Origin of the sequence: Gluconobacter sp. P1D12_c (assembly GCF_018812105.1) — a bacterium.
Lineage (GTDB): Bacteria > Pseudomonadota > Alphaproteobacteria > Acetobacterales > Acetobacteraceae > Gluconobacter > Gluconobacter oxydans_A.
Map to the genome: position 1 here is coordinate 1 of NZ_JACSIQ010000010.1, position 22,557 is coordinate 22,557.

The 22,557-nt window shown below is 55.7% G+C and carries 24 protein-coding genes and 1 tRNA gene; 13 read left to right on the forward strand and 12 right to left on the reverse strand.

The features are described 5' to 3' along the window. The 8 genes from KP705_RS11595 to KP705_RS11625 form a co-directional block, all read right to left on the reverse strand. On the reverse strand, positions 1 to 277 hold a 277-nt coding region (locus KP705_RS11595), incomplete at its 3' end, for a transposase (protein ID WP_215764480.1). 218 nt (positions 278 to 495) lie between these two features. Beyond that, positions 496 to 1,047 carry a hypothetical protein gene (locus KP705_RS11600; protein ID WP_215764481.1) on the reverse strand — a complete coding sequence of 184 codons (552 nt, stop codon included), beginning with the start codon at positions 1,045 to 1,047 and terminating at the stop codon, positions 496 to 498. 327 nt (positions 1,048 to 1,374) lie between these two features. Continuing rightward, positions 1,375 to 1,908: a site-specific integrase gene (locus KP705_RS21130; RefSeq protein WP_308267459.1), complete on the reverse strand. Its 534-nt coding sequence runs from the start codon at positions 1,906 to 1,908 to the stop codon at positions 1,375 to 1,377. Positions 1,909 to 1,991: 83 nt separating this feature from the next. Further along, positions 1,992 to 2,570: an Arm DNA-binding domain-containing protein gene (locus tag KP705_RS21135; protein ID WP_308267461.1), complete on the reverse strand. Its 579-nt coding sequence runs from the start codon at positions 2,568 to 2,570 to the stop codon at positions 1,992 to 1,994. A gap of 156 nt (positions 2,571 to 2,726) precedes the next feature. Beyond that, a tRNA-Ser gene (locus KP705_RS11610) sits at positions 2,727 to 2,817 on the reverse strand. Positions 2,818 to 2,857: 40 nt separating this feature from the next. After that, complete coding sequence (locus KP705_RS11615; protein WP_215764482.1) at positions 2,858 to 3,487, reverse strand: phosphoribosylanthranilate isomerase; 630 nt, start codon at positions 3,485 to 3,487, stop codon at positions 2,858 to 2,860. Continuing rightward, the gene (pyrF, locus tag KP705_RS11620) at positions 3,484 to 4,194 is read right to left on the reverse strand and encodes an orotidine-5'-phosphate decarboxylase (protein ID WP_215764483.1); all 711 of its coding nucleotides are present in this window, start codon (positions 4,192 to 4,194) and stop codon (positions 3,484 to 3,486) included. Before pyrF ends, KP705_RS11615 begins: the two co-directional genes overlap by 4 nt. Before the next feature lie 8 nt (positions 4,195 to 4,202). Continuing rightward, positions 4,203 to 4,538, reverse strand: a complete 336-nt coding sequence (locus tag KP705_RS11625; protein ID WP_046901703.1) for a lipopolysaccharide assembly protein LapA domain-containing protein — start codon at positions 4,536 to 4,538, stop codon at positions 4,203 to 4,205. A 583-nt stretch (positions 4,539 to 5,121) separates the two neighbouring features. Here KP705_RS11625 and KP705_RS11630 point away from each other — a divergent pair. From KP705_RS11630 to KP705_RS11650, 5 genes are read left to right on the forward strand one after another with little or no spacing between them, the layout of a single operon-like run. Continuing rightward, complete coding sequence (locus tag KP705_RS11630) at positions 5,122 to 5,637, forward strand: protein-export chaperone SecB (protein WP_046901702.1); 516 nt, start codon at positions 5,122 to 5,124, stop codon at positions 5,635 to 5,637. Between the two features lie 49 nt (positions 5,638 to 5,686). Continuing rightward, positions 5,687 to 8,887 carry a glycosyltransferase gene (locus tag KP705_RS11635; RefSeq protein ID WP_215764484.1) on the forward strand — a complete coding sequence of 1,067 codons (3,201 nt, stop codon included), beginning with the start codon at positions 5,687 to 5,689 and terminating at the stop codon, positions 8,885 to 8,887. A 4-nt stretch (positions 8,888 to 8,891) separates the two neighbouring features. Continuing rightward, the gene (locus KP705_RS11640) at positions 8,892 to 10,313 is read left to right on the forward strand and encodes a M20/M25/M40 family metallo-hydrolase (RefSeq protein ID WP_215764485.1); all 1,422 of its coding nucleotides are present in this window, start codon (positions 8,892 to 8,894) and stop codon (positions 10,311 to 10,313) included. A gap of 1 nt (position 10,314) precedes the next feature. After that, the gene (gene pdxA / locus KP705_RS11645; RefSeq protein WP_046901699.1) at positions 10,315 to 11,313 is read left to right on the forward strand and encodes a 4-hydroxythreonine-4-phosphate dehydrogenase PdxA; all 999 of its coding nucleotides are present in this window, start codon (positions 10,315 to 10,317) and stop codon (positions 11,311 to 11,313) included. Then, positions 11,310 to 12,011, forward strand: coding sequence for a pyridoxine 5'-phosphate synthase (locus KP705_RS11650; RefSeq protein ID WP_211514261.1), 702 nt, complete (start codon positions 11,310 to 11,312; stop codon positions 12,009 to 12,011). The genes pdxA and KP705_RS11650 overlap by 4 nt, the downstream gene beginning before the upstream one ends. 33 nt (positions 12,012 to 12,044) lie before the next feature. Here KP705_RS11650 and KP705_RS11655 read toward each other — a convergent pair whose 3' ends face one another. After that, a complete protein-coding gene (locus KP705_RS11655; protein ID WP_046901697.1) occupies positions 12,045 to 12,644 on the reverse strand; it encodes a hypothetical protein in 600 nt (199 codons plus the stop codon). A 189-nt stretch (positions 12,645 to 12,833) separates the two neighbouring features. Between KP705_RS11655 and KP705_RS11660 the strand changes: the two genes are divergently transcribed. Next, positions 12,834 to 13,058: a DUF3126 family protein gene (locus tag KP705_RS11660; RefSeq protein ID WP_046901696.1), complete on the forward strand. Its 225-nt coding sequence runs from the start codon at positions 12,834 to 12,836 to the stop codon at positions 13,056 to 13,058. Between the two features lie 11 nt (positions 13,059 to 13,069). Here the strand turns inward: KP705_RS11660 and KP705_RS11665 are convergent, their stop codons facing one another. Then, positions 13,070 to 13,603, reverse strand: a complete 534-nt coding sequence (locus KP705_RS11665) for a DUF2939 domain-containing protein (RefSeq protein ID WP_203549005.1) — start codon at positions 13,601 to 13,603, stop codon at positions 13,070 to 13,072. A 97-nt stretch (positions 13,604 to 13,700) separates the two neighbouring features. Between KP705_RS11665 and KP705_RS11670 the strand changes: the two genes are divergently transcribed. From KP705_RS11670 to pyk, 4 genes are all read left to right on the forward strand, one after another. Further along, positions 13,701 to 14,474 carry a HesA/MoeB/ThiF family protein gene (locus KP705_RS11670; RefSeq protein WP_046901694.1) on the forward strand — a complete coding sequence of 258 codons (774 nt, stop codon included), beginning with the start codon at positions 13,701 to 13,703 and terminating at the stop codon, positions 14,472 to 14,474. Continuing rightward, positions 14,471 to 14,848 carry a DsrE family protein gene (locus KP705_RS11675; protein WP_046901693.1) on the forward strand — a complete coding sequence of 126 codons (378 nt, stop codon included), beginning with the start codon at positions 14,471 to 14,473 and terminating at the stop codon, positions 14,846 to 14,848. Before KP705_RS11670 ends, KP705_RS11675 begins: the two co-directional genes overlap by 4 nt. 79 nt (positions 14,849 to 14,927) lie before the next feature. Continuing rightward, complete coding sequence (locus KP705_RS11680) at positions 14,928 to 15,860, forward strand: SH3 domain-containing protein (RefSeq protein ID WP_200898356.1); 933 nt, start codon at positions 14,928 to 14,930, stop codon at positions 15,858 to 15,860. 24 nt (positions 15,861 to 15,884) lie between these two features. Further along, positions 15,885 to 17,315: a pyruvate kinase gene (gene pyk, locus KP705_RS11685; RefSeq protein ID WP_046901691.1), complete on the forward strand. Its 1,431-nt coding sequence runs from the start codon at positions 15,885 to 15,887 to the stop codon at positions 17,313 to 17,315. Between the two features lie 48 nt (positions 17,316 to 17,363). Here pyk and KP705_RS11690 read toward each other — a convergent pair whose 3' ends face one another. Continuing rightward, positions 17,364 to 18,242, reverse strand: coding sequence for a prephenate dehydrogenase/arogenate dehydrogenase family protein (locus KP705_RS11690; RefSeq protein WP_046901690.1), 879 nt, complete (start codon positions 18,240 to 18,242; stop codon positions 17,364 to 17,366). Continuing rightward, complete coding sequence (locus KP705_RS11695) at positions 18,242 to 19,411, reverse strand: lysylphosphatidylglycerol synthase domain-containing protein (protein ID WP_046902099.1); 1,170 nt, start codon at positions 19,409 to 19,411, stop codon at positions 18,242 to 18,244. Before KP705_RS11695 ends, KP705_RS11690 begins: the two co-directional genes overlap by 1 nt. A 138-nt stretch (positions 19,412 to 19,549) precedes the next feature. On the opposite strand from KP705_RS11695, the gene hpnA reads away from it, so the two are divergent. Genes hpnA through hpnC form a run of 3 tightly spaced genes read left to right on the forward strand, consistent with a single transcriptional unit; the run spans position 19,550 to position 22,544 of the window. Further along, entirely contained in the window at positions 19,550 to 20,545 is a 996-nt protein-coding gene (hpnA, locus tag KP705_RS11700) for a hopanoid-associated sugar epimerase (RefSeq protein WP_046901689.1), read from the forward strand. Beyond that, positions 20,545 to 21,687 carry a glycosyltransferase gene (locus tag KP705_RS11705; RefSeq protein WP_046901688.1) on the forward strand — a complete coding sequence of 381 codons (1,143 nt, stop codon included), beginning with the start codon at positions 20,545 to 20,547 and terminating at the stop codon, positions 21,685 to 21,687. Before hpnA ends, KP705_RS11705 begins: the two co-directional genes overlap by 1 nt. Beyond that, a complete protein-coding gene (gene hpnC, locus KP705_RS11710) occupies positions 21,684 to 22,544 on the forward strand; it encodes a squalene synthase HpnC (protein WP_215764486.1) in 861 nt (286 codons plus the stop codon). Before KP705_RS11705 ends, hpnC begins: the two co-directional genes overlap by 4 nt. Positions 22,545 to 22,557 lie beyond the last annotated feature (13 nt).

The window sequence follows — 22,557 nt, forward strand, 5'->3', positions numbered from 1 at the left end:
CAATCATGATGGTCCGGGGCTCGGCCTTTTGGGCAGCCAGACCATCCATCATCCGCATGAAAATGCCCATGTCACCCCAACGCTTCCAGCGATTATAGAGCGTCTTGTGTGGACCGTATTCCCGGGGCGCGTCGCGCCAGCGCAGGCCATTTCTGTTCACAAAGATGATGCCGCTCAGCACGCGGCGGTCATCAACGCGGGCTCTACCATGGCTCTTTGGGAAAAAGGGCCGTAGACGCTTCATTTGTTCGTCCGTCAGCCAAAACAGATCGCTCATCTCCAGTCTCCTYACAGAGCCTGAATCAGTTTTTCACAATCAAATCAATGGGCCCTGATCCTAGGATGATAAGGGGGCCACCGAGATAGAGGGCAGCGAATTCGACGGCGAAGCGAAGGAGAGGCATGTGTTTCGAGTTTGGCACAGAAATGCAGCGGCAGCTATCGCCTACATGTCAGACGTAGACCGCACCAATTGGAATTCCCAAAAGCGGCCGTTCACAGATAGTTTGGCTGGCAGACATTGAGAGCCTGTATGGCGATCTCACCGAACTCCTGATCGCTGGCATTGATCGAGGCATGAAAGACCTTCCCGGCATTTTCGTTCGAATACCAGGCGGAGTGGCCCGTACCACGCCCCTTGGATGCCGCCAGACGCACCTGATCCGTCTGCTCGCAATGCCATTTCGTAAAAACCAGAGCTGATTTTTTCCGGGCATCCCGCCAGTCCTTGAAGCCGTATGTCTCCTGAACACGCCCCCAGAACTCCATAAAGAGCGGACCGGACTTTTTGCTTTCAACAACACTTCTTTCAGCTCTTAAAGGGGAGTTACCCCATTCCGTGAGAAGGTCCCGACTGGTCTGAAGGGCCTTCTTCAGATTTTCCCCAATCCACTCGGGCGTAGCCTCTTTGCGATCAATGAACGTGGACCACCCGGTGACAGAGAAGTAACTGCCCCCGCGATTGTCCATGGAAATCACCGCAACATACTTCCGGGTGCGGATCAGCTGAGCGTATCGCACAATCCCGTTTTCGCCTGGAGCAACCATGGTCAGGTAATATCCTTCACTTTGAAGTCAATGGTCTTTCCATCACGAGCGATACGGTCTTCTGCCTTTTGAAGTACCAGACAGATGGCTTGCTGCTGCAGCGTATTCGGCTCATCACAACGATAAGGCATCACCCCTTGATTGGGGAAGGCGGAAATGCCCCTGTCAAGGAGAGTTCGACCGTAAAGGGCATCTTCTATTTCTCTCTGGCTATCTGTTACCGGACCTTCTGCCCCCCCTTAAAAGACATTATGCTCCTCTGAAGGGCCGATCTCATCAAGCTCCCAGATCTGGTATTGCTTTCCACTGAACAGTGGGGGTGGCTGTCTATCGCTTTTGGTGACCGAGCAAATCGGCTGGGGGTGAAGCGTTTTCCATAAGAAGGTCGGCCCAGATCTGAGCAAGTTCTTTTCGTCGTTCACGATGAAGAGCACGATTATAGGCTGCTTCCACCCGATCCTTGTTCTGATGCGCCAGCATGAGGTCGATGATAGCCCTGTCGGACGGGTAGCGTTCATTCATGATGGACGAGAATGACGCCCGAAAGCCGTGCGGAACCTGGCGCTCGGAATATCCTGCCCGCTGAAGAAGATAACTGAGCGCGTTCTCACTCATCGGGCGATGCGCCCATCGGCTGTTTGGGAAAACGAGCGGCCCTTTGCCTGTCAGCAGGAAAACTGCCTCGAGAATCTCCCGCGCCTGTCGGGAAAGGGGGACTTCATGTTCCCGACGCATCTTCATGCGCTCTGCCGGAATCAGCCAGACGGACCGATCCTCTGAAAGTTCGTGCCATCCCATGGCATGGACCTCGCCGGGACGGACAGAGGTCAGGGCCAGAAAGCGGAGCGCCAGTAACGTCACGGGGTGAGCCGGAATGGCTTCAACCTGACGGAACAGATCGCGCAGTTCCCCCAGATCGGTGATGGCGGGCTGGCGACCTTTTTTCAGCGGGACGAGTGCCCCCTTGACGATCGCTGCAGGATCCTGCGTGCCCAGACCATGAGCGATGCCGAACAGGAAATCTGGCGTATCCGGCGTGCCGTTTCCCTGGCTCTTCCGGCTTCAATCTTTCTGATGGTCGCGAGCACCATTGGCGGAGTGATATCGTCAAGATTGAGAGAGCCCAGATCAGGCCAGACGAACCGCTCCAGACTCGTTTCGACGTCTTTCCGGTGGCGCGGAGTCCAGCGCGAAGCCTGGGAAGCAATCCAGATTTCTCCAACGTTTCTGAGTTGGCGATCTGTCTGGCGGGCTTCTGCCTGACGCTGTTTGCGGGTCAGTGAAGGATCCCGACCGGCACGGAGCTCGCCACGCGCCTGATCCCGGGCGTCTCTGGCTTTTGCGAGCGTCACTTCGGGATAAGTGCCAAATGCAAGGAGCTTTTCCTTGCCAGCGAAGCGATACTTCATACGCCAGAGGCGCGATCCGTTCGGCTGGACCAGAATAAAAAGACCACCTGCGTCTGCAAGCTTGTAAGCCTTGTCTTTCGGGGCAATGCGCCGAAGCTGGACATCTGTCAGCATCGATACCCCCAGGACCAGTCTGATACCCCCATAACTACCCCCGCATTGCATGCGCTTCAAGGATTGCCACAGTACGCTCTGGATCGTTAAAATCGTCGGAAATCCGCCGAATTCAAGACCGGATCCGCATTATGGAATGTCATGGAATATATCTTCTGGCGGAGAGAGTGGGATTCGAACCCACGGTACGCTATTAACGTACACACGCTTTCCAAGCGTGCGCCTTAAGCCGCTCGGCCATCTCTCCTGTCGAGCGAGGTGGTGTTTACGAAAGGTCTGTTTGAAGATCAACCCCTTATGCGGGCTTTTTCGACGAATTGTTCAATTAATTTGTGAGATTTTTCACCCACGCGGCTTTCAACACCGGAAGACACATCCACAGCGGGCGCTGAACTGGCGTTAATAGCGTTTTGAACATTGGAAGGCGTCAGACCACCTGCCAGCATCCAGAAGGCTGGAGCCTTCCATTCCTGGGTCAAGGCCCAGTCAAATGTTCGTCCAAGCCCGCCCGGACGATCGTCTCCATCCTGCCGGGGGGCTTCAATGACATATCCGTCGACCTCGGCGTGAACTGGAAGATCCGAAGCAGACTTCACCCCGCGTGCTAACCAGACAGGAAGTCCAAATCGACTTCTGATTTCTTTTGCGCGTTCAACTGAATCGTAAATCTGCAAAACATTGAGCGGCACTGTCTGCAGAGTGTGCTCAATTGTTTTGTCATCGGCTTTGACGAACAACCCAACACGAGAGGGCGTAAGGCCCCCTGACACACTCTCATGCAACCGGCGTGCGTGTTCCGGCAAAACATATCGCGGTGATGCCGGATGAAAGACGAAGCCAACCCAATCTACTCCTAAACTGGCACAAAGCTGCATAGTCGCCACATCTCGCACACCGCAGATTTTAACTTTCGTCATACGCTCGCAAGCTCAGCCATAATAGCTGCCGCAGCTTTTGCGGGATTGGGCGAACGCGTAATCGGGCGGCCCACAACAATCCAGTCCGCTCCTGCTTTTGCTGCCTGAGTAGGCGTCATGATGCGCTTCTGATCATTTGATGCGCTGCCCTCGGGCCGGATACCCGGAACAACCAGAACGGGATCGTCACCCAATGCATCCCGCAGAAGGGTAATTTCATGTGCCGAGCATACAAGGCCATCCGCACCAGCACGAATGGCCAGTTTGCCAAGACGCAGAACCTGTTCCCGTGGCGTAGCCTCAACACCGGTTTCTCTAAGCCCGGCTTCATCCATGCTCGTCAGAACAGTTACGGCTAGCAGTTTGGGGCGCTTTTCGTCATTCGGAAAAGCCTGCTCCAAGGCTTCGCGGGACCGTGAGATCATCTCGGTGCCACCACAGGCATGAATTGTCGTCAGGGCAGGGCGCAATGGCGCCAATGCAGACAGTCCCGAAGCTACAGTATTGGGAATATCATGCAGTTTGAGGTCCAGAAACAACTCATGCCCGGCAGACACAGACTTCACAGCCTCCAGACCACAGGCATACGTGAATTCGAGGCCAAGCTTAATGGCATCAACAGCATGCCCAAGACTTGAAGACCACTCTTCTGCCTGCGTTCGACTGTTTGTATCAAAAGCGGCAATCAGCCGGGTGCGCTTGGTCATGGGTGAAGTCAGATCCGGTTTTCAGGTGAGGGGACTGTTGTGGGGGCAGCCGCAACGGGAGGCGTCTGCAGACGATCAAGGCGCTGATGAAGCTCCACCAACTGACTTTCCAATGTACGGACATGTGCCTCGGAACGACGAGCCCTGGAGCGTTGACGAAATTCACCCACCCAGCCTGTGAGAAACCCGAAGATCAGTCCCACGACACCGATGCCCAGCGCGAGCGTACCCACAGACAGATGCCAGCCAAAAGAAATCAGCCAAATCGGCTCAAGGTCCGTGTTGCTCAGGGCGAATACGATCAGTACGGCCAGAAAGATGACAATAAAAAGAAGTCTCAGCATAGGAATGTCCTATTCGTGCTGCCCGTGAGGCACGAACCGCACCACGGGAGGATTGATTTCCTGTCAGCACTCATGATGTGCTTGCGTCTGGAACATAACCAAGCACCGATGCTGACGTTCCTTTAAGGCGATAACATTCTCAGCGCCTCACTGAAAGGGAGAGCTGTGTCCGAAGTCATCCCCCTCCGACCGACACTTCCAAAAGCTGATCTTCTCTGGGCTGTCATTGCTTCACAGGGAAAGCGCAAAGTCGTCGCAGATATTCATCTATCCCAAAAGGCCGCTGAGGCAGACTGTCAGTGGCGCATGGCTCAGGTCAGGACTTACTCGCGATTTCTTATCAGTGAACAACAACCACCGCCCATCTATCACATCGAGCGTATACGCCGGGCCGAATTACCTAAACGATGGGCGCCGTTGCCAGCTTTGGGAATGCTACGTGGCAGGTTCATTTGAGATCAGCAGAAAGTGTTGCCGGGTAGCCAAAATGCCGCCCTCATGACACAAGACTGTTTCAGACATGTTGCTGCGCTTTCAGACGACTACGCAGGACACCGTGCATAGCTTACAAGGTAAGGTCAGGATGAACGATCACGATCACGCAGACACACTTCAGGGCGCTTCGGGCGTTTCTGCAAGCCCGGCTGCTGCCCCTACACTCGTCCTTGGCTCTCAATACCTTCGCACACTGTCTATCGACGTACAAAATACGCCTGACATCTATCGCGATATCTCAGGTGAACCGCACATTGGAATGACAGTCGACGTAACAGCCCGGCAGCTTCCGGGAGGACACCCGAATTTCGAAGTCACGCTGGTGATCCGTGCTCAGGGTCTGGACGCCCCGCAGTCCGCCACCCACAACGCGCGTACCCTGTATGAACTTCAGATCGCTTATGCGGGTCTCTTCGCGCTTTCCGGTCTGGTCACACAGGCAGATGTCGAACCTCTGCTGCTGGTCAATGCTCCTGGGTATCTGTTCCCGTCTGCAAGAATGATCCTGCTTAATACGATCCGGGAAGCGGGGTTCCCTGTCGGCAATATCCAACCGATCAACTTCCATGATCTCTGGCAAAGCCGCCGCACTCAACAGAACTGAAATACTGCTGGCACTGAAGTAAGAGTTTCGCGCAGAGGAAACGGTCCGCATGAGCCTGAAAGACTACATCCTAGCTTCCCCGGCTTTTTCCGGTAGCCGTCCCCCCGTGTGGGGACGCTTTGATGCGGAGTGGTACCGGACACGCTATGCTCACGTTCTGCGCGAAGAAAAGCTTCTGAGCGATGACGGTCTGCCGCTGAACCTCAGCAATGAGGCGATGGAAACTCACTGGCTTGAAAAAGGCGCCAGCAAAGGCCTTTCACCAAACCGGTTCTTTGATGAGGAATGGTATCTTCGTCAAAATCCGGACGTTCGAGACGGGATCAGTTACGGCGTCTTCAGCTGTGGCTTTCTGCACTATTGTGAAAGTGGCTTTCGCAGCCGCTCGCCGCACTGGCTGTTTTCAGAAACGGACTACTTCAGCCGCAATCCAGACGTCAGTTTGCCTGTCCTGATCTCTCAGGGGTTCAGCAACGGGTATGATCATTACCTGACCGACGGCGAACACGAGCACAGACAGGCACATCCCTTTTTCGAAACTTCTGTCTTCCGGATGGCGAGCCTGAGCCGAGGCTTGTCATACGATTACGGAAAGGGAGACTTTCGACAGTTCCTGATGTCATCTGAAGCAGGTCTGTGCCGGAGTTCCTGGTATTTCGACCCGGAGTGGTATCTCGCTACATATCCGGATGTCGCAAAAGCAGTAGAGCAGGGCCTCTTTCTCAATGCTCTTCATCACTATCTGACAAACTCAAACCCCGTCGCGTATAGTCCGAACCAATGGTTCAGCGAAGCGCACTATGCTCAGTTGTATCCAGATGTCGCCGCGATCGTAGCGGACGGTGGCTTCCGGAACGGGTACGAGCATTTCATCCGGTTTGGTGCACGGGAAATGCGTGTCCCACAAACGGGGGTGGATCTCCAGGCTTTTGCTCACCACCCTGGAGTTCAAAGAAAACTCAGAGAACGGCATTTTAGAGATATTTTTGCGCTCTGGGTGCAATCACGGAGCACTCTTGGCGTTGAAGAAGACATCCCGGATGCCACGGCAGAGCAGTATCAGAATCTGGACCTGCGACGCGCCGAAACCCTTATCCCCTCCATCGTCAGAGCTCCCCTTGATTTCCGCCTTATTCGCCCGGCGGAAGTCAGTGTCATCATTCCGGTGGCTAATCAGTTTCTGGACACGCTTTCCAGTCTGGCAGCCCTGCATGCTAATGGAGCAGGCACCCTCGACGTCATTATTGTGGATGCCGGATCGACAGATGAAACGGCGCAGATCGAGCGTTTTGTCAAAGGGATACGCGTCCTGCGTCCCTCTTTCCGCGCGAGCAGCAGCGAACAGGTCAATCTGGGCGTAGAAGCAGCGCGTGCTCCCATCGTACTTTTGATGGAACCGGGAACGCAGCCCTTTCCGGGGACCATTAGAGCCGCCCTTCAGGCCTTTAAGGCACCTGATATCTGGGCCGTTGGTGGACAGTCTCTTGGTCTCGACGGGCGCGTACTTGAAGCCGGAACAGTTGTATGGCGTGATGCCTCTACGCTGCGGTTTGGCGCCGGAGCCAAGGCAAACGAACCAACCATTGGGTTCTGCCGTCAGGTGGACGCTATTTCGGCTGGAATACTGTTTTGTCGTCGGCAGAAACTCGCAGAATGCGACAGCATTGATCAGAATTGCATCGGCTCGGAAGCACGACTGCTTTCCCTCTGCCTGGCCTTGCGTCAACACGGCGGGAAAATCGTTTATGACCCGTCAATCCTTGATCGAACCAGACCACCAACCGCACTTCCAGCCGATTTCCTGACACGTAATCAGAACTGGTTGCGGCGGCGCTTCTCGTCCCTTCTTTCCAGACACCCCATGCAGGGCAGTTCACTGTTCAAGGCACGTTTTGCATCTGGCGTACCAACAGTTCTCTTTCTGTGTGACAGACTGCCGCATCGCTCGCTGGGGTCTCCCCATCTACGACGGCAGGATCTTGTTCTCGCGCTCAGCCAGAAGGGACACCACGTTACGGTCTTTCCAATCGACGGAGACGTCACGGACACTGTAACAACTGCTCTGGATTTTCCGCCAGACATTGAAATCATGAACGACAGCGATATTACCGAGCTGTCTGATTTCCTGCGCGAACGCAGCGGATCTTTCGACATGATCTGGGTAAGTGGCAGCACCGCACTTCGACGTACCGCCGCAGTTCTGCGCGCGCATGCTGCTATCCTGCCTGAGCTGAACATCGTTCTGGACCTGGATGGAACAGGCGCGGAAGAGACCTATCTCCGCAAACGGGTAGGGGCAGTTGATGATCATGAACAGATGCTTGATGACCTCGATCAGGAGCTTGCAGATGCCTGGATGTGTCAGGCTCTGGTAGCCAGCCATGAGGCCGAAGCCGAGAGCCTCCGTCAACTTGGTTACGGCAATGTCAGGCAGCTGGATCAACTGCCAGTCAGCTCTCATGCGAATACGCCGGGTTTCAGTGAACGTTCCGGCATTCTGTTTGCCTTACCCGTACTGGATGCTGGAAACGCAGTACATGACGGCCTGAACTGGTTCATGCTCGACGTTATTCAAAAACTTGAGGGACGGCTTCCGCCAGAGGCAACCGTTCTTATCGCCGGGCAGATAGGGAATGATGTTGATCTGACACCTTACACACGTGCCTCGCTCGTCGAGCCGCTGCCATCTCTGGTGAATATGAGCGCTCTATACCGTTCTCGCCGTATTCTGATTGATCCATCACGCGTCATGAGCGCGCCTGCCAAGGAAATTCTTGAAGCTGCGGCAGCAGGTTTACCGGCTGTACTGACAGAAACAACGAGAACGCAGTTAGATTGGGAAGATGGGAAAGATTGCGTATCTGGCGGTTTCTGTGATCCTGACAGGTTTGCTGATGCAATCGTACGCCTGTATCAGGATCAGGCACTTTGGAACGAGATCAGCAACCAGTCTCGTCACACAGTTTCCGAGACGTCGAAAGTTACCCGTTTTGACCAGCAGCTCAATGCCATTCTGGCATTGGCAAGCGGCCAGGACACTCTGCCGGCTCAAACCCATCCACCACGTATGATCCGGCAGAACAAACCTGCAGGGCCCATTGCACCTGCTCCGATCAGGCTGCAACCCCGTAAAATATCTGATACCCCGACAACCACACCTCTCTCTGATGACGAAGACCACGATGACGTACCTTCGTCAGCGACACTCGCACCGCGCGTCGGAATTTCATTACCGCTTTCGGAACTTTGACCTAATGACGACCACTTCTCACACCTCCGCTCTGGATGCTGTCCTCTCACATATCGACACGACGCTTGATGCCTCTGTCGAGCGGCTTTTCAGCCTCCTGAGAATTCCAAGCATCTCCACACAGCCCTCACATGCTGCAGATTGCCGTAAAGCAGCGGAGTGGCTTCAGGCTGATATGGCAAGCATGGGTCTGACAGCGGATATACGCGAAGTTCGCTGGGCCGCCCCCGGACACCCGATGGTCGTGGCTTATGATGCTACTCAGGCAGGCAAGCCGCATGTCCTGTTCTACGGCCATTATGATGTCCAGCCGACGGACCCGGAAAACCTCTGGAAAGCACCTCCCTTCGAACCACGACTTGTGGAAGAACCGTCTGGACGCAAGGTCATCGTGGCACGTGGGGCAAGCGATGATAAAGGTCAGGTCATGACCTTCCTTGAGGCTTGCCGGGCGTGGAAAACTGTTCACGGCTCCATCCCGGTACAGGTTAGTGTTCTGCTGGAGGGTGAGGAAGAGTGTGGCGGCGGCAATCTCCTGCCATTCCTTCAGGAGAATGCTGCTGAGTTGAAGGCTGATGTCGCTCTGGTATGCGACACGTCAATGGCCGACCGGCAGACCCCCGGTATTACAACCTCACTTCGAGGCATGATGGCGGAGGAAATCATCATCGAGTGTGCCTCTCATGACCTGCATTCAGGCATCTACGGCAACGCTGCAGCCAATCCTATTGCCCTGTTGTGTCAGATTCTGGCTTCACTTCGCGATGCTGACGGACGTGTAACACTTCCTGGGTTCTACGACGGCATTCAGGATCCGTCCCCAGAGACACGCGCACAATGGAAAACACTGTTTCCAGATGATGCGGCCTTGCTGGAAGAAGCTGGCCTATCCGTCGCTGCTGGGGAAAAGGGCTATACCGCCATTGAGCAGACCTGGTGCCGCCCGAGTTGCGAAATTAATGGTATTTCTGGCGGATACGAAGGCGAGGGCTTCAAGACAGTCCTTCCCGCAAAAGCAATGGCAAAAGTATCCTTCCGGCTTGTACCGGGGCAGGACCCAGACAAAATCCGCGAAGCCTTCCGCGCGCATGTGAATGCTGCCCTGCCAGCAGACGCCAAGGTTACATTTACGGCACATGGCGGCTCACCCGGCTTTGAAGTCTCCCGTGACAGTCGCTTTCTTGCTCCCACACTGAAAGCATTGACTGATGAATGGGGCATCCCTGCCGCTACGATCGGCTGCGGTGGGTCTATCCCTGTGGCTGGCGAAGTACGGGATGCGTTAGGACTGGATGCACTCATGGTTGGCTTCGCACAATCTGATGACCGTATTCACTCTCCCAATGAGCAATATGGCCTGGACTCTTTCCACAAAGGTGTCAGGTCCTGGGCGCGCATCATTGCTTCCCTCGCAGACGCAGGCTGACATGAAAGCTCCGATTGCCCTGACCCTCGGTGATCCGGCTGGGATAGGGCCGGAGTTGGCCGCCCTAGCCTGGTCGGCCCTGCGAGAGACGGGGCCAACTTTCTTCTGGCTTGGTGATCCTGCTCTCCTCAACGACGCGATACCCTTCAAACTGATTGAAGCGCCGGAAGATGCTCACGACGTGTTTTCCGATGCCCTGCCTGTTTTGCCAGTTAAATGTCTAAGCCCTGTCGTCCCCGGAAAGCCGGACTCACGCAATGCCTCTGCAGTCATTGCGAGCATTGAACAGGCCGTACGATATGTTCAGAGCGGGCAGGCGGCAGGCCTCACGACCAACCCGATTGCCAAGCATATTCTGGCCTCAGCAGGTTTTTCCTTTCCGGGGCACACGGAGTTTCTGGCGGCGCTCTGCCATTGCGATGGGCAGGAAGTCATGATGCTGGCATCCCCTCATCTTAGGGTTGTGCCTGTGACGATCCATGTGTCTCTGCGCCAGGCAATCGAGAGCCTGACCACCGAGCGGATTGTTGCGGTCACGCTCGCCACGCACAAGGCTTTACAGAGTGACTTTGGTATCACTCAGCCGCGCCTGGCGATCGCTGGCCTAAACCCCCATGCTGGCGAAGAGGGCATGATGGGCACGGAAGAAAAAACCATCATCGGCCCAGCTATAGCCATATTGAAGTCCCAAGGACTGACCGTGATGGGTCCGTTCCCACCAGACACAATGTTCAGCGCAACAGCGAGGCCGGGCTATGACGCAGCGATCTGTATGTATCATGATCAGGCCCTTATTCCCCTGAAAACGCTTGATATGGCTGAGGGCGTGAACGTTACCATTGGCTTGCCCATTATCAGGACGTCTCCAGATCACGGCACTGCCTTCGATATTGCGGGGCCGGTAGGACGTTCAGACAGTCAGGTTGATCCATCCAGCCTTCTCGCAGCACTCAGACTAGCAGATTCCATGTCCCGTCATAAAAAGGGAGACAACCGATGATTCGGCTTGGTGTTAATATCGATCATGTTGCCACCCTGCGAAACGCCCGCGGCGATGCATACCCAGACCCGGTAGAAGCCGCAAAGCTTGCCCTTAAATGGGGAGGAGACGGGATTACAGCGCATCTTCGGGAAGATCGTCGACACATCCGTGATGCCGACATGCCGCGCCTCAAAGCACTCGCAGCACCGTTGAATTTCGAGATGGCAGCAACGCAGGAAATGGTTCGGATTGCTTGCCTCTTGAAGCCCCACGCATGCTGTCTGGTTCCGGAAAAGCGGACAGAAGTTACGACAGAAGGCGGCCTGGACGTGGCAGGACATCGCGAAGTACTGGCTCCGCGGATTGCTCGCCTGAAAGACGCAGGTATCCGGGTCTCTTTGTTTATCGATCCGGATCAGCGCCAAATCGAGGCTTCAGCGGAACTTGGCGCAGCAGTCGTGGAACTCCATACGGGGGCTTACGCCCACAACAAACCTGGAGAGCTTGAGCGCCTTCAGCATGCGGCCGGAATCGTCACAGCCTGCGGACTGGAACTTCACGCAGGCCACGGTCTGACCTATGATAATGTAACACCTGTGTCCAAACTTCCAGGACTAGCCGAACTGAATATCGGGCATTTCCTGATCAGCCAGGCGGTTTTCGATGGTCTGGGCCCAGCCGTTCGTAAAATGAAATATCTGATCAACTGCCCATAAAAAAAGCCGGGATAAATCCCGGCTTTTTCGTTCTTACTTGGCTGGCTGAATAACCGACTGTGTCTTGTCGTCGGTGAATTTCGGCACATATTTTCCGGACTGGTCGGAGTATGTGGCCGAGGTGCTCTGTGCCGGTGTTGCCGGTGGGTGGAAGGCCGACACCGGACCGAATGGACCTGCATTTACGCGATGCATCGTCGACTCTCTCTGGCGAGCACAGCCACGGGTGATGATGGAACAGATACCGTCAGTGCCGATATATTCGTCGTCATTTCCCGTATAATGCACTTCGGAAACACGATCGTGGTCCAGTCGAAGGACCATACGGCAAGTTGTGCCGCCGCCGCCAAAAGCAGACTGGTAAATGCTGATAATGGACTGTGCAGGAATCAGACCCGAGTCAGAAGAAATGGTAGGTGTGCTCTGCGTACCATCATACTGCCAGATCTCTGTCGTATCGTTCAGCTTCTTGGTGCTTCCCGGGAGACCAGCGCAGGCCTGGAGATCATAGCCGGTCATGCCGACCATCTCGAACTGGGCCTTGTGAGCGTTACGGGAATCAAAATAACCGCATCCGGAAAGAGCTGCCGTTGTGGCGAGAGCTCCGAGTGTACGGAAGAGGAAGGGGCGCATTCTGTCTCCTTTGCGCGGGGTCAGGATGGACTGCCCTAAACCAATCCGGACAGGACCGAATGGACAGGGCAAAATAGAAAGAGCCCGATTTCTACAACACGAAAACCGTCCAGGGTAGGGGAGACGGGTTTCTTTAAGAGTAACGATGAGCTACAGGGCAAGACCTTGCCAAACACAGGAGTGCCACTCATGGCCGATATGACCCTTTCCGAAGTGACACGCCTTCAAACGACGCTGCAGCGTCTTCTGGGATCACCGAAACTCGCAGTCGTCAAGCCTGCACGTAAGGGAATGAGTGTTGAACTCGCCGTTTCAGGCGAGGTTATCGGCACGGTTCATCGTGACGAAGATGAAGGCGAAGTCTCATACGCCATTCACATCACAGTTCTTGAGGAAGATCTTCCTCCGGCCTGAACAGCCCTTATTTAGGGCCGAGGGGCAGGCTGCGGTAATTCAAATCGCGTGATTTTCCAGCCCCAGTGCTCGAACTTCATGTGCAGAACGAACGGCGTCTGTCCGGGCTGGTCAACTTGTGCTTCGAATTTGTTCAGGCTTACAAAGTGAGCATGCAGGCCACCAAGCACTGGCCAGCCCCCTCCCGACGAATAACTGGAAGACCCTGCTGGCATCAGCTGATGCGCCGTTGACATGAGGGTTGTGGGAGACAGTTCTGTATCGATGGCATTCGATATAGCATTGCCCGCAAATGAACTTCCAAAATCCGGAAGATCATCATCCGACGCAGGGACGGGCGGTCTGAACTGTTCCTTGAGAGAATGCGTCAGGGAACTCCAGTCCACATGAGGAATCAATCTGGCGGGATTGTTGCCTTTCATGGCACGGTCAATATCCCACAGCGCCAGAAACGGAGAAACAGCGTACGCAGCAAGCACCGCACCGGCTGTAACACCCAGTCCCTGCCGGGCTCTGTATGATATTTTCCAGAAAGAATTTTTCACGCTCAAGCCTCCGCACAAGCCCTGAAAATCAGGGGAAGGTGGACATCCGTGAATCTAACGTCTTTCCGTCTGAAAAGTCAGCAATTATCTTGTACTGATGAACCTTGATTTTTCTGATGCCGAACTTGAGCGATATTCCCGTCATATTCTGCTTCCGCAGGTAGGCGCCACAGGGCAGGCTCGGGTCAGGCAGGCCTCGGTCCTGATTGTTGGGGCAGGAGGGCTAGGCGCTCCTCTGGCGCAGCAGCTGGCCGCCTCTGGTGTCGGGCATATTGGCCTGATGGATCACGATCATCTGGAGCTCAGCAACCTTCAGCGTCAGGTTCTCTACACAACACAGGACATTGGCCGCCCTAAAGCTGAAGCGGCCGCAGAACGGCTTGCAGGGCTCAATCCCTTGTCCAGCGTCTCGGCGTACTGCATACGCGCAACAGCAGAGACGCTGAATGAGATTGTTCCGGACTACGATCTCATTTGCGACGGCACTGACAATTTTGAGACGCGCCTTGCTGTTTCGGATGCCTGCGTGAAACATGGGCGGACACTTGTTTCGGGCGCTGTTCAGGGATTTTCTGGACAATTGGCCGTTTTCAGACCTCAGACTGGCGGCCCCTGCTATCGCTGCCTGTTCCCCGAAGCCGCCCAGACCAAGGCCCCGACATGTGGCCAATCTGGAGTACTCGGCGCTGCAACAGGCGTCATGGGGAGTTTGATGGCTGTTGAGGTAATGCGGGAGCTTATGCAGCTTGAAGGGCGAAATGAAACACGCCTCATGATCTGGGATGCTCTAGGCGCAACCATGCGGAGTTTTGCTCTGGCCCGAGATCCCTCCTGTCCAGTCCATACCGACAACGAAAGCACACCGGCGTGAAACCTCCTGTTTTTTTGACGCTGGCAGACGATTCCTGGCAACGCGCGCACTATGCTTTTATCGTCGCTGCTGGAATGCTCTCCCTGGGGCGTGCAGTTACAATTTTTGCTGGCGGCAGAAGTGTTCACGCGCTGGCGGAAGACTGGTCAGGTCTCGCAGGCATTATTCCTGATGATGAACTCGCCGTTCGTGGTGTCCCGGGTTTCCGTGAGTTGCGGGACGCCTTGATCGAACTCGACGTAACACTGATGGCATGTGAAACAGGCCTGGCTCTCACCGGCCTCGAACCAGACGCCCTTGTCGAAACCGTTTCTGTCCGGGGTATCGTAACCTTTCTGGAGCAGGCGGGAGACCGCCCGATCACGGCACTATGAGTTTCCACATACGGACAATTCGGAAGTTTTGTGATTTGGTGACTTGCCGAAACCCTTCACCCTTGGCAGGGATGCGGTCATGAGAACGCTTGTCACCCCTCTGTCCCGAACCCTGCGCTGCCGTCAGTTTCTTCTGGCTGTCACGACTGGCACAGCTTTGCTGGCCATTCACCCTGCAGAAGCGCGCCATCACAAGCATGAGCACACGGCTAAAGCCGACGCCTCTGCCGCTGCCAAGACGGCCCATGCGAAAAAGAAATCGGCAAAAGCCAAAAATGACAGTGCAGGGGCCGTCAAGACGACTCATCACGCATCGCATCACGGTTCGGGCAAGCATATCGCGCCTGTAGCGGCGGCTGGAGCCGGAGCGGCAGCAGCCGCTGCGGCCGCGAGCCAGCCCGCAACCGCAGCGGCAACGCCAGATGTTCCGCCCCCGGAACCGACCGATAAAGGGAGCAACACGGGGCTGCCTCTCCCCAGATACGCAGCCCTGCGTGCGGACAAGGTCTATATGCGTCGAGGCCCGGGGGATCGCTATCCCATCGACTGGGTTTATCATCGCCGTGGTCTCCCTGTTCAGATCGAGCGCGAATTCGATGTTTGGCGACTTGTCGAAGACTCCGACGGCCAGAAGGGATGGGTCCATCAGGCAACGCTGTATGGCAGCCGAACTTTCGTCATTCCGGGCTTGCCACCTGAAGGCGTGAAAGCTCAGACGGGGGAGGCTTCTGCGAAGGACGGAGACCACATCGGCCGTGCCGATGCACGTGTTCTGGGGCACGTCGAGACGCAGGATGAAGCCCGCGCGCATAAAAGTGATGTTCTCCTCATGAGCCATCCGGAGGAAGACAGTAGCGTGGTTGCTGTCCTCCAGCCCGGAACAGTGGGCAACATCAAAGCCTGCCCACAAAGTTCTCAATGGTGCCACGTCGTCGTCAAAGGCTACGAGGGATGGCTGCCACGTCGTCTGTTCTGGGGACTTCTCCCAGGAGAGACGATTCAATCCAACTGATTTTTCTTGCGAGGACGCCAACACATGACATCCAGCTCCCATCATCGCCGTACGCGGATCGTCGCAACTCTTGGCCCGGCATCGTCCTCGCCTGAGATGATCTTTGCTCTGGCTGAAGCAGGGGTAAATGTCTTCCGTCTCAACTTCTCCCACGGCGCCCATGAAGACCACGGCGAGCGTCATGCGGCGATCCGGGCAGCAGAAGCGAAAGTTGGTCGGCCGCTCGCCATTCTTGCCGATCTTCAAGGACCGAAACTGCGCGTAGGTGTTTTCGAAAATGGTCCGGTTATTCTCGAAGAAGGAAAGCCGTTCCGTTTGGATCTGGACAGAACACCCGGCACGATAGACCGCGTCTGCCTGCCACACCCAGAAATCATTTCTGCCGCCAAGCCAGGCAGCCACCTCCTGCTCGATGACGGCAAGCTCAAGCTGCGCGTTGTCAACGTCATTGAAGGCGCTCTGGAAACGGAAGTTGTCATTGGCGGCAAGCTGTCTGAACGCAAGGGCGTGAATGTCCCTGACGTAACGCTGCCTATTCCGGCTCTGACCGAGAAAGATCGCAAGGACTTTGACTTCGCGCTTTCTCTTGGTGTGGATTTCATTGCGCTCTCTTTCGTACAGCGCCCTGAAGACGTCGAAGAAGCGCGCAATATTGCCAAGGGCCGCGCAGCAATTGTAACGAAGCTCGAAAAGCCACAGGCAATGGATGACCTGGAGCGGATCGTGCGCCTTTCAGACGCGATCATGGTGGCGCGTGGCGATCTTGGTGTTGAACTGCCTCCGGAAGAAGTACCAGTCGCGCAGAAGCGCGCCATTGCTGAAGCGCGTCGTCAGTGCCGTCCGGTTATCGTGGCGACGCAGATGCTGGAAAGCATGATCGAAAGCCCGACGCCAACACGCGCCGAAGTCTCTGACGTGTCCAACGCCGTCTATGATGGCGCCGATGCTGTGATGCTTTCGGCTGAAAGTGCTGCAGGCAAGTATCCGATTGAAGCAGTTTCCATCATGGCGCGTATTGCGTCTCGGGTTGAGCAGGACGTCGAATGGCGTCTGCGCATGGACCGCTCTCGCCCGAAGCCGGAAGGAACGGTTCAGGACGCGATTGTTCAGGCCGCCTGGCAGGTTAGCACCGCGCTGAATGCCCGGACCATTGGCGTTCGGACACAAGGCGGTGGTGGCGCCCTGCGCATGGCTCGTGAGCGTCCTCACTGCCCGATCCTGGCCGTCACACCTCATCAGGAAGTAGCTCGCCGTCTCTGTGTTGTTTGGGGTGTCTTCCCTCAGGTCGTAGAGAAAGAGCACATTGCTCAGAGCATTGAGGAGCTGGCTGCTCCGACGGCTGCCATGGCATTGTCCATGAAGCTTTGTCGCAGCGGGGACCACGTTATCGTTCTGGCAGGACTTCCTTACGGCGTGGCTGGAAGCACAAATACGCTTCGCATCACAACGGCATGATTTTAAAGCATTTTTCCCTTCCTGCTATTTTTCAGGAAGGGAAAATATTCAAGCCTGTCGATTTTCGATCAGTGTCCGCCGGATTGCTCGACCTCGTTCAATCCGGCTCGTAATCGCTTCTTCATCCCCAGCACGTATCGCCTGCGCCATACCTTGGGCATCTGCAACGAAGCGATCCAAGGTCTCTAACAAGACATCCTTGTTGGCGATGAAGATGTCTCGCCACATAACGGGATCAGAAGCCGCGATACGTGTGAAATCACGGAAACCTGATGCGGCATAGTCCAGAACGGCTGCGCGGATTTCTTCGGAAAGATTATCCGCCGTATCGCAAATCGTAAAAGCCAGCAGATGGGGAAGGTGACTCACCATGGCGCAGATACGGTCATGCTTGTCATCAGGAAGAATTTTTGTGCGAGCGCCACAAAGCTCCCACAGCTTCTGGATCTTCTCTATGGCAAGCTCATTTGCTCCCTCTGGCGGCACGAGCAGCGACCAGCGGTTCTCAAAAAGCGTTGCAAAACCAGCATCCGGCCCTGAGTGCTCGGTTCCAGCCATGGGGTGACCCGGAACATAGTCCACACCCGCGGGCAGAAGTGCCTGTATTGTAGGGCCGAGTTTTCCGCGTACAGATGCAACATCCGTGAGTATTGCTCCCGGTCGCATGTGAGGCAGAATAACGCGCGCTGTTGCTTCTACTGCACCAACGGGAACACAGATCATCACGCAGTCAGCCTGTGCTGCCAGCGCCATATCGTCTGTAACGACATCTGCAAATCCAAGCTCGCGGACGCGATCAAGAACAGCAGGATTAATATCAGCCGCGATCAGCGTGTCCGCTAGCGTGCCCATTTCTTTCGCACGCCGCAGGACAGAGGAGCCGATCAAACCGGGACCAATAACTGCCAGAGAACGGAAAAGGGGCATCACAGAACGCGCGGCGCGGTTGCGAAAGCAGCGTCGTCCTCTTTTTCATTTTCGCGGCTAGACGATCCGTCCTTCCCCACAGCTCCAGCCATGGCAGACGTTCTGGCTTTTTTCAGCACCGACGTAACGGTGTCGTCAGGAGTGCCGGCAAGGGTAGCCCGTTCTTTGCGAAGACGATTCATCTCTACAGCCTGCCATCCAAGAAGAACGGGAATACCGATCAGGATATCACGCCCACGGCGGAGCAGAGACAGGCTGAGGGAGATCTGTGAGTCTACTCCAAAAATGAGGCCGAGCGCCACATAGGCGGCTTCCTGCACACCAAGTGCCGCCGGAACAAGGAAGCCTGCTGACATGATCCCGCAGACCACGCCTTCAATGGCGAGAGCAGACAAAAACCCGACGTGAGCGCCTAACAGCTCCAGAGCCGTCCATGTGGCGGCTGCACCACCAACCCAGCAACTGAAATGGACGATCGCGCCCAGCATAATGCGATCCGGGCGGCCCCACAGCGATTCCAGCCGCGCCTGAAAGATGTCTGTATTTCCAATCAGGCTCTCTCGCCAGTCAGAGGCGATATGACGCCCGAAGAACATGGCCGCCTTGCGTACCATCGATCCGCCTCGATGCTGCGTCCAGATGAAACCGGCAATGCCGAGAGAGAGCAGCACCATGCCGCCCATCAGAGGCCAAATAAACCGCGCAGCTCCCTGATGACCAACCAGGCAGAGAATCGCAACAAGAATGAAGGCGATCTGCCCAAGAACCTCTGTTGTGATGTCGACCAGATTGGCCGCCACACCTTCCGGCCAGTGAAGATCTTCACCATCAACGTCCCGAGCCTGATGCCCTGCCAGGGTTGCACGAACGCCGAGGACCATTCCGCCAAGCTGGGAAAAGGGCAGGCAGGCACCGGCTGCATCACGGACAAATCGCGCGCCGGTCAATCGTGCCAGACCGATCTGCGGTACGGCTGCCTTCCAGGCGAGGCCGAGACCGACATCCAGAACAAGCTGGATCAGCACCAGAAGGAAGAAACCTCCGACGCCAACTTTTCCAAGAGCTTCCATGACTGGCTGGATGCCTGCCTTGGCGGCAATGAATGTGAAAAGAGCCACACCCAGAAGGGAGAGAATAATAGGGAGAGTTTTTTTCAACGTCTTCGTCACATACCGTTCGCAACACGCTCTAACCCACAGCTCTGCAATATTCCAGCCTTGCAGACGCTTTCCCCCGAAAGCCACCGGCAGTATGGTGGCCGAAAAATTTCAACCTGTTGCTGATGAGCCGAGGAGAAGATTGCCACCATGAACGATGTCACACTCGTTACAGGGGCTACCGGGTTCGTTGGTTCTGCTGTTGCCCGCGTACTCCGGGAACGTGGGCACCGCCTGCGTTTGTTCGTTCGGGAAAACTCGGACCGTTCCAACATTGCAGAGCTCGACGCGGAACTTGCCATCGGGGATCTGTCTGATCCGACGACCCTTCCTGCCGCTCTCAAAGGTGTGAAGATCCTCTTTCACGTCGCTGCCGATTACCGACTCTGGGTCCCGGACCCTTCCGTCATGATGAAAGCGAACGTGGACGGCACACGGAACCTGATGCTCGCAGCCCTTGAGGCCGGGGTAGAAAAGATCGTTTACTGCTCTTCCGTAGCAGCGCTTGGCCTGAGCAAAGACGGAACACCTGCGGACGAAGAAACATACGTCACGGAAAGCAGTGTCATCGGCACGTACAAACTGTCCAAGTATCGTGCGGAACAGGAAGTGCTGAAGCTGGTCCGGGAAAAAGGTCTTCCAGCGATTATCGTCAATCCGTCCACGCCGATTGGTCCGCGCGATATCAAACCAACCCCCACGGGGCAGATGATTCTTGACTGCGCCTCTGGCCGGATGCCCGCATACGTCGAGACCGGATTGAACATCGTTCACGTGGACGATGTCGCAGAAGGCCATGTTCTGGCTCTGGAACGCGGAAAAATTGGCGAAAAATATATTCTCGGTGGCGAGAACATGATGCTCGGAGACCTCTTCAGGCTCACCAGCGAAATTGCCTGCGTTAAGCCGCCTCGGGTCAAGCTCAAGCAATCCTGGCTCTATCCAGTCGCGGTCGTCTCTGAATGGCTCGCACGAGGATTCGGGATTGAGCCCCGTGTAACGCGCGAAACACTCGCCATGTCCCGGAAGCTCATGTTCTTCTCATCGCTCAAGGCTCAGAGAGAACTGGGCTATGCGCCGCGCCCTGCACGGGATGCGATCGCGGATGCGATTTCATGGTTCCGACTGCATGGACGTATGAAATAATGCTGTTTGGAAGCGCACTTACCAGTCTCGGGGCTTGGATTTATCTTTCACTCTTCCATGGAAAATTCTGGCAGGGTGGCCCAACTCTCAAAGCAGGTTCGTCGCCCCCGTGCGCCCCGGATGTTACAATCGTGGTGCCAGCGCGTGACGAAGCTGAGTCTATCCAGTCGTGTCTGACATCTCTTTTGCAACAGGACTACGACGGCAAACTTTCGGTCATTCTCGTAGATGACAACAGCACGGACGGAACGGGAGATCTGGCACGCGCCGTTCCCGACCCTCATAACCGGCTGATTGTTCTCACTGGTGCCCCACGACCACCCGGATGGAGTGGCAAGCTATGGGCTGTTAACCAGGGCGCCCAAAAGGCCCTGAACCATATTGGGCCTTACGGCTACATTCTGTTTACCGATGCCGACATCATGCATGCGCCCCAGCACTTGGCCACCCTTCTGGCCAAGGCGCGTGAAGACGATCTCGACATGGTTTCAGAGATGGTTGCCCTTAACTGCGAAAGCTCGGCCGAGCGGTTTCTTGTTCCGGCTTTCGTCTATTTCTTCGCCATGCTCTATCCGTTTGCCTGGACAGCCAGTGAACGGTCACGCATTGCGGGAGCAGCAGGAGGAACAATCCTTCTCCGTCGACGCGCTCTGGAGCGGATCGGTGGCATCGAAGCCATCCGTGGCGCACTAATTGATGACTGCACGCTCGCAGCGCATGTCAAACGATCTGGCGGTCGGCTCTATCTGGGGCATAGCGAACTTGCATGGTCAGTCCGTCCCTATCGCGGCGCCAAAGACATCTGGGAAATGATTGCCCGGACAGCTTACGTCCAGCTTCGCCAGTCTCCATTGCTGTTGCTGGCGACCATTCTGGGAATGACGCTGATCTGGCTTCTCCCTGTCGGTCTGGCGCTTTTTGGCAAGGGTCGCACGAGGAAAGTCGGACTTCTGACCTATCTCGTGTCTTGCGCAACGTTCCTGCCGACTTTGAAGCGGTTCGGTCTTCCATTATGGCGGGCATTACCGCTGCCATTCGTTGCGGCTTTTTATATGGCTGCCACCGTTGGTTCTGCCATAGACCACCATAGAGGCGTCGGCGTACGCTGGAAAAATCGTTCCTATACGGATGAGGCATCGTGACAGAAGACATCTGGGGGACGAAAGACGTCACCTCCGCCAAAGGCAAAACTGACGAAAATTTCCCCGTCGGCTCTCTACTGATTTCCCGGCGCCTGCGCCCATATGTTCACACATATTACAATTTCGCCCGCGTCGCCGATGACATGGTGGACACTCCCGACCTGACGCCACAGCAGAAAATTGCTCGGCTGAAAGGGATGGCTGCCGTCATTCGCGGGGAAATCCAGGCGCCTCAAAGAGCAGATGCACAGACAGCCGTAAAATTAAGAGAGGCACTCCTCAAAACAGGTGTTCCTCTGGAGACGGCAACGGATCTTCTTGAAGCATTCTGTATGGATGCAGAAAAGACACGTTATGAGAGCTGGCAGGAACTCCTGCATTACTGCCGGTATTCGGCCAACCCGGTTGGGCGCTTTCTTCTGCTGCTGCACGCAGAAGGGCAGGAAACCTTGGCACCATCAGACGCTCTATGCTCCGCATTGCAGGTCATCAACCATCTTCAGGATGCATCTGAAGATCTGAAGACGCTGGATCGATGCTACATTCCGCTTCCGTGGCTCGAAGAAGAAGGCGTTACGATCGACGATCTTCGGCTTGTTCGAAGCAAACCAGGTCTGCGCCGCGTTTTTGATAGAATGCTGGATGGCGTAGACACGCTGAATCGCGAAGCCCGCGGACTACCGATGCTGATCAAGGATCGCCGGATGCGGCTTGAAGCTGCTGTTATCGTAGAGCTGTCGCATACTCTGACGCGCAAACTAAGGCGTCAGGACCCTGTCGCAGAACGTGTGTCTCTTACGAAATCAGACGGCGTAAAGGCATTGCTTCTGGCTATGCGCTACTTTCCGTCGAACTAAGTAAAATAAGGGA

Coding starts and splice junctions, on each gene's coding strand:
- KP705_RS11600 (WP_215764481.1), bottom strand. CDS start 1,047: ATGGTTGCTCCAGGCGAAAACGGGATTGTGCGATACGCTCAGCTGATC.
- KP705_RS21135 (WP_308267461.1), bottom strand. CDS start 2,570: ATGCTGACAGATGTCCAGCTTCGGCGCATTGCCCCGAAAGACAAGGCT.
- KP705_RS11615 (WP_215764482.1), bottom strand. CDS start 3,487: ATGACGAAAGTTAAAATCTGCGGTGTGCGAGATGTGGCGACTATGCAG.
- pyrF (WP_215764483.1), bottom strand. CDS start 4,194: ATGACCAAGCGCACCCGGCTGATTGCCGCTTTTGATACAAACAGTCGA.
- KP705_RS11625 (WP_046901703.1), bottom strand. CDS start 4,538: ATGCTGAGACTTCTTTTTATTGTCATCTTTCTGGCCGTACTGATCGTA.
- KP705_RS11630 (WP_046901702.1), top strand. CDS start 5,122: ATGAACGATCACGATCACGCAGACACACTTCAGGGCGCTTCGGGCGTT.
- KP705_RS11635 (WP_215764484.1), top strand. CDS start 5,687: ATGAGCCTGAAAGACTACATCCTAGCTTCCCCGGCTTTTTCCGGTAGC.
- KP705_RS11640 (WP_215764485.1), top strand. CDS start 8,892: ATGACGACCACTTCTCACACCTCCGCTCTGGATGCTGTCCTCTCACAT.
- pdxA (WP_046901699.1), top strand. CDS start 10,315: ATGAAAGCTCCGATTGCCCTGACCCTCGGTGATCCGGCTGGGATAGGG.
- KP705_RS11650 (WP_211514261.1), top strand. CDS start 11,310: ATGATTCGGCTTGGTGTTAATATCGATCATGTTGCCACCCTGCGAAAC.
- KP705_RS11655 (WP_046901697.1), bottom strand. CDS start 12,644: ATGCGCCCCTTCCTCTTCCGTACACTCGGAGCTCTCGCCACAACGGCA.
- KP705_RS11660 (WP_046901696.1), top strand. CDS start 12,834: ATGGCCGATATGACCCTTTCCGAAGTGACACGCCTTCAAACGACGCTG.
- KP705_RS11670 (WP_046901694.1), top strand. CDS start 13,701: ATGAACCTTGATTTTTCTGATGCCGAACTTGAGCGATATTCCCGTCAT.
- KP705_RS11680 (WP_200898356.1), top strand. CDS start 14,928: ATGAGAACGCTTGTCACCCCTCTGTCCCGAACCCTGCGCTGCCGTCAG.
- pyk (WP_046901691.1), top strand. CDS start 15,885: ATGACATCCAGCTCCCATCATCGCCGTACGCGGATCGTCGCAACTCTT.
- KP705_RS11690 (WP_046901690.1), bottom strand. CDS start 18,242: ATGCCCCTTTTCCGTTCTCTGGCAGTTATTGGTCCCGGTTTGATCGGC.
- hpnA (WP_046901689.1), top strand. CDS start 19,550: ATGAACGATGTCACACTCGTTACAGGGGCTACCGGGTTCGTTGGTTCT.
- KP705_RS11705 (WP_046901688.1), top strand. CDS start 20,545: ATGCTGTTTGGAAGCGCACTTACCAGTCTCGGGGCTTGGATTTATCTT.